Genomic DNA, 5,306 nt, shown 5'->3' with positions numbered 1-5,306 from the left:
TTAGAAACTTGTCATTCTCTTTCTCGCATAGCTCTTAAAGAAGATAACAAACAAGACTCCTGCTGCTGCAGAGGCAGCTGCTGCCATGAAACGTCCCGTGACGAGCATGACGATCGTAAACGCAATAACTTCGGCACATAAGAAATATGAAACTAATCGTGCGACAGCTTCCTGCCTCATTTTAGCTGGAAGAGGATATAGTGAAACCCAGATTTTTAATTCATGCTGCCTCCAAACCGGCAGTAATTGAATACCTGTCATATAAAGAAACAGAACCGTTATAAACACTGTAGCCCAAATTGACGGGAAGGCCATCATAATTATTGCTCCTATTACCGTAAGGCGCACCATCAATCCCGCATAATCATTTGTTCTAAGCATTGTACGTGCATATAAATACAAATAAGAAGAGTTCGGACCGTATGGAATCGAAACTAAAAGCCAGTCGAGCCATTTCCTTCTGGCAACTTTTCCACGTAAGCTTGGCACATCAGTAAAAAGATTAGCAAAACGGTAAAAATTCATCATTCTTTTACCTTCAAGCTCAATTAAAACTTCCCATTTCAACGCTTTGTTACGAGTCGATTTTTTGTAATACACCAACAATGCCGAAAGCAAAATAAAAGGTGCAATAATAAGAAGAATGTTTACGTTAGCAAGTGCAAAGTACAACAGAACAATATTTAGAAACAGTCTAATCAGTGCATCTATTCTGGCTGTAGACCTTTCCTGATATTTCAGCACATACCAATGGATGCCGATATTCATACATTTTGTAATAATCATTAACCCTAAAATAGTAAGAAACTCATGAGATCCAGCGTTTGTTACTTTTGAATACATAGGCATAGAAACGATAAATACAATAAATAATAGAAAGCTTTGAAGCACTAAACTTAAAATAATCGAGCGTTTGAAATAACCAGTAAGCTTAGTCTCGAGCGCTAATAAAAAGACCATATCAGCTTCTTTAAGAAAAGTAGAAACTGGACTCCTCGTCATAAGAATGCCTAACACAATCGATATAATCAGAGCAGCAGGAAAATTGCTGTCTAAGGTTTTAACCCACTCACTGTAATAATAGCCTAATCCTCCAAGAGCTATGATCATAACAAAGACTAGGTGTCCATTAAAAATATACTTTAAATATTTTTGTAATTCTCTGCTATACAGGGTAAACCGTTCATTCCATAAGCCCTGACTATTCATGGTGTAATTCTTCCTTAGTCAGTTGAATATAGAGATCATCAAGCGTCGCACCTGGCATATTAAATTGAGTACGAAGCTCTTCTAGGTCACCCTTTGCACGTATTTCTCCATTATGAAGAATGATGAAGGAATCACAGTACCGTTCTGCAGTAGCTAAAATATGGGTAGACATTAATATACCCGCACCATTTTGCTTCATCTTATTCATCAGATCAAGCAACGATTGAATTCCCAGTGGATCAAGTCCAACAAAGGGTTCATCCACAATGTAAAGCGAAGGCTGTACTAAAAAAGCACACATAATCATCACTTTCTGACGCATTCCTTTTGAAAAATGTGCAGGAAACCAAGATAGACGTTTTTCCATATGAAATTCCTTTAACAGCCCGGTCATACGGCTTTGGAACGTAGCTTCATCCAAACCATGAGCCATTGCAGTAAGCTTTAAATGTTCTTCAAGTGTTAATTCATCATATAATATTGGGGTTTCTGGAACATAGGTAAATTGCTTGCGATAATTGTCAGGGTCTTCTGCAAACGTTTTATCGTTTATTGAAATTTTCCCCTCCTTCGCCTCCATAAGTCCAATTATATGTTTAATTGTTGTGCTTTTCCCCGCTCCATTTAATCCAATTAAGCCGACCAGCTGGTTCGGCTCGATTTCGAAGCTTATCCCTTTTAAGACGGGAGTTCGCGTGTAGCCTCCAACAAGCTTGTCAATTTTTAGTAAAGACATATCAACGTTCCCTTCTATATGTATGTAGGTTATTTATATTTTATCAAAAAATGAATCGTTAACATAGTGATGTATTATTATTTTACCATAAAGTACCAATTATATTTTCAAGCCTTCATGGTAATCATAATTAAGGAAGAAGGGGTTCTTCATTAGCAATTGGTCATATCCTATTGTCAAATGAGGTGTCAGTTAAAGACATATAACTGAATTACACAGACTTCATATAAACGTTTCGAGCAAGGAGATGGTACTCTTGCACGTAATAGGCGGAAACCCATTGATAACTGTCAATTATGCTTTCTGCGTTGAATAAACGATGAAGATATAGGAGATGGTTGCTTTGAATGGAATAACTCTACCAACTGTAACCGCATTTTACTCTAATTAAATGAGGTGTTGGTCCAAGAGAACTCAACCTAAAACGCATAAGAAGATCAGGACCCCTTTTTCTGGGCAGGGTGCAGCTATTAGCTGCATCCTGTTTTATTTTTTTCAACCAGCCTTTTCGATATGTTTTGCCGATGGTACAATTAGAGACAAGGAACAAGAGAAGAAAGGGTGATTGGAATGAGCGATTGTATATTTTGTAAAATTATTAATGGTGAAATACCGAGTACAAAGGTTTTTGAAAATGAGCATGTATTGGCCTTCCTTGATATCAGCCAAGTAACAAAAGGACATACCCTTGTTATACCAAAAGTACATAAGGAAAATATTTACGAATTGACTCCAGATATTGCGAAACATGTTTTCGAAGTCATTCCTGAAATTGCACGTGCAATTAAAACAGAATTTTCCCCGGTTGGTTTGAACATTCTTAATAATAACGGAGAAGCTGCTGGACAATCGGTCTTCCATTATCATGTCCATTTAATTCCGCGCCATGGTGTTGATGATGGCTTCGGCGCAGTATGGAAAACTCATACAAGTGAGTATACCCCTGAAAGCTTAAAAGAAATTGCAGACTCGATTGCCAGCCATATTCAACAGTAAACGCTATTCACGAAGATCTGGGAAGAGTTCCTCCCAGATCTATTTTTATTTTTTTCCTCCATCTCACACTTAACTCATAAAGTTCTAAATTTTCTTCCTTTACTGCTTTTATTTCTGTTAGGATATAGATTATTAACACTTTACTACATTGACGTATAGGAGGAAATATTCATGAAACGTGCTCGTAATTTTAATGCAGGACCAGCTGCACTACCCGAAGAAGTGTTAGTGAGAGCTGAGAAAGAATTCCGAAATATAAATGATTCTGGTATGTCCGTCATGGAATTAAGTCACCGAAGTGCCATTTTTGAGAGCATCCATAATCAGGCCATCCAAGGATTAAAAGATTTATTAACTATACCAGAAAACTACGAAGTCCTGCTTCTGCAAGGCGGTGCCAGTTTACAATTCTCCATGATTCCGATGAATTTGTTACCTGCTGACAAACATGCCGATTATGTTTTAACAGGCTCTTGGTCAGAAAAAGCTCTTAAGGAAGCTGAAAAAGTAGGCAAAACCAAAATTATCGCTTCTTCGAAAAATGGCAGCTACACGTTTATTCCTAATGTAAATGATTTACCTATAGATGAGACTGCTGCTTACTTGCATATTACTAGTAATAATACCATTTATGGAACACAATGGACTGATTTCCCTTCCACTCAGTCTGTACCTCTAATCGCCGATATGTCGAGTGATATCTTGAGCAGAGAAATTGATGTCAGTAAATTTGGATTAATCTATGCAGGAGCACAAAAAAACCTTGGCCCTTCCGGAGTAACGGTCGTTATTATTAGAAAAGATCTAATTCAACCTAATCGAAATGATTTACCAAGCATGCTCGATTATTCGATACATGCTAAGAGCAATTCTTTATATAACACTCCGCCAACAATGGCTATTTACTTACTCTCCCTTGTAATGGAGTGGGTAAAACAACAAGGCGGCGTCAAAGCCATTGAGGCCATGAATAGTAAAAAAGCCAATATCATTTATGCTGCTATTGACGAAAGCGATGGTTTTTATATCGGTCATGCAGAAACGAATAGTCGTTCAAAGATGAATATTACCTTCAATCTTCCAACAGAAGCTGCTGAAAAATCATTTTTACAACAGGCAAGTGATGCTGGCTTTGTAGGCTTAGCAGGACATCGGTCCATTGGCGGATGCAGAGCTTCTATTTATAACGCTGTCCCGTTAGAACATTGCGAAGAGCTTGCTGCTTTTATGAAGAACTTTAAAAAATCATATGAGAAGAACAGCTAAGTATCACTAAAAAAACTGTTTCGAAAGCAACCTGCACATGATATACTGTATAGAACTTTTCGCTCCAGGCAAATTAGTGCACTGGAGGAGAAGAAACTAGTTGAGACGAGAAGAGGAGAGAGTTCAAATGAATACTAAAACCCTTATTTCCCTATCCCTATTAGTGGGGATCGGCGCCGCACTTCATGTAATTATTCCAGGATTTTTCTTAGGAATGAAACCAGATATGATGCTGACAATGGCCTTTTTAGCTATTATCCTTTTTCCAGATAAAAAGAGCGTGTTTCTAGTTGCTATCACTAGTGGTCTGATTTCAGGATTAACAACAACCTTTCCGGGAGGATTTATCCCGAATATAATCGATAAATGTGTAACCTGTTTTATATTCTACTTACTGTTAATTGGTATGAGAAAAATCTCAAAGTCTTTAGTAAGCATAGGTATATTAACGGTAATTGGTACCTTACTATCCGGTTTTGTCTTTTTGGGATCTGCTTATTTTTTATTTGGTCTACCCGGAGCATTTCTCGGACTTTTTGCGGCAGTTGTCTTACCAGCCACTGTTCTTAATACAGCTGCAATTATTATTATTTATCCGATTGTCGGCGGTATTGTTAAAAAAACCAGTATTGCTGCCCATGTGTAACATCAATAAAAAAGCATGCAGACTATTCTGCATGCTTTTTTCATCCACTTAATCCCTTTATCTTCCTGCTTACTATCTTTATATACCTCATTGTCCAAATGAAGTTTAAATTATTATTTTTGTGATATAAAGATAAAGGAAAGATTATCCTTCCTTTCGTAAGAAAAATATGGTATTTTAGGGAAAATAGCATAAATAAAATCCCTCGTAACATTACCAATTATGTTTTCACTATTAGAAGGGATTTTGCTTAATTAAGGCGAATCATTTAAATAAGAGAATGAGGTGATGATAATGAAGATAAAATCATTATTTATTGGGTTTGTAACAGGAACAGTTTTAACAGGAGCTGCCACATTACTGACTGCTCCATCTTCAGGAAAAGAAACGAGAGATCGAATTAAGAAAAATAAAGAGGAAATAGCTGTTACCTTATTAGAACTAAAGGAAAAG

Annotated in this window: 6 protein-coding genes; 4 read left to right on the top strand and 2 right to left on the bottom strand. The window is 37.0% G+C overall.

The annotated features are described in order from the left end of the window. Both AC52RT_RS15595 and AC52RT_RS15590 read right to left on the bottom strand, forming a co-directional pair. Nucleotides 1–1,209, bottom strand: a complete 1,209-nt coding sequence (locus AC52RT_RS15595) for an ABC transporter permease (RefSeq protein WP_495541591.1) — start codon at nucleotides 1,207–1,209, stop codon at nucleotides 1–3. Continuing rightward, nucleotides 1,202–1,945: an ABC transporter ATP-binding protein gene (locus AC52RT_RS15590; protein ID WP_495541590.1), complete on the bottom strand. Its 744-nt coding sequence runs from the start codon at nucleotides 1,943–1,945 to the stop codon at nucleotides 1,202–1,204. The genes AC52RT_RS15595 and AC52RT_RS15590 overlap by 8 nt, the downstream gene beginning before the upstream one ends. Nucleotides 1,946–2,515: 570 nt before the next feature. Between AC52RT_RS15590 and AC52RT_RS15585 the strand changes: the two genes are divergently transcribed. The 4 genes from AC52RT_RS15585 to AC52RT_RS15570 form a co-directional block, all read left to right on the top strand. After that, complete coding sequence (locus tag AC52RT_RS15585) at nucleotides 2,516–2,941, top strand: HIT family protein (RefSeq protein ID WP_495541589.1); 426 nt, start codon at nucleotides 2,516–2,518, stop codon at nucleotides 2,939–2,941. Between the two features lie 171 nt (nucleotides 2,942–3,112). After that, complete coding sequence (serC, locus tag AC52RT_RS15580) at nucleotides 3,113–4,207, top strand: 3-phosphoserine/phosphohydroxythreonine transaminase (protein WP_495541588.1); 1,095 nt, start codon at nucleotides 3,113–3,115, stop codon at nucleotides 4,205–4,207. Between the two features lie 127 nt (nucleotides 4,208–4,334). Continuing rightward, nucleotides 4,335–4,853, top strand: a complete 519-nt coding sequence (locus tag AC52RT_RS15575) for a tryptophan transporter (protein ID WP_495541587.1) — start codon at nucleotides 4,335–4,337, stop codon at nucleotides 4,851–4,853. A 288-nt stretch (nucleotides 4,854–5,141) separates the two neighbouring features. Then, nucleotides 5,142–5,306, top strand: a 165-nt coding sequence (locus AC52RT_RS15570) for a YtxH domain-containing protein (protein WP_495541592.1), incomplete at its 3' end; no start/stop codon positions are given.

The sequence above is a fragment of the Peribacillus sp. genome (assembly GCF_059453735.1).
The sequence above is the reverse complement of the archived record's forward strand: the minus strand, read 5'-3'. Positions and strand labels throughout refer to the sequence as shown.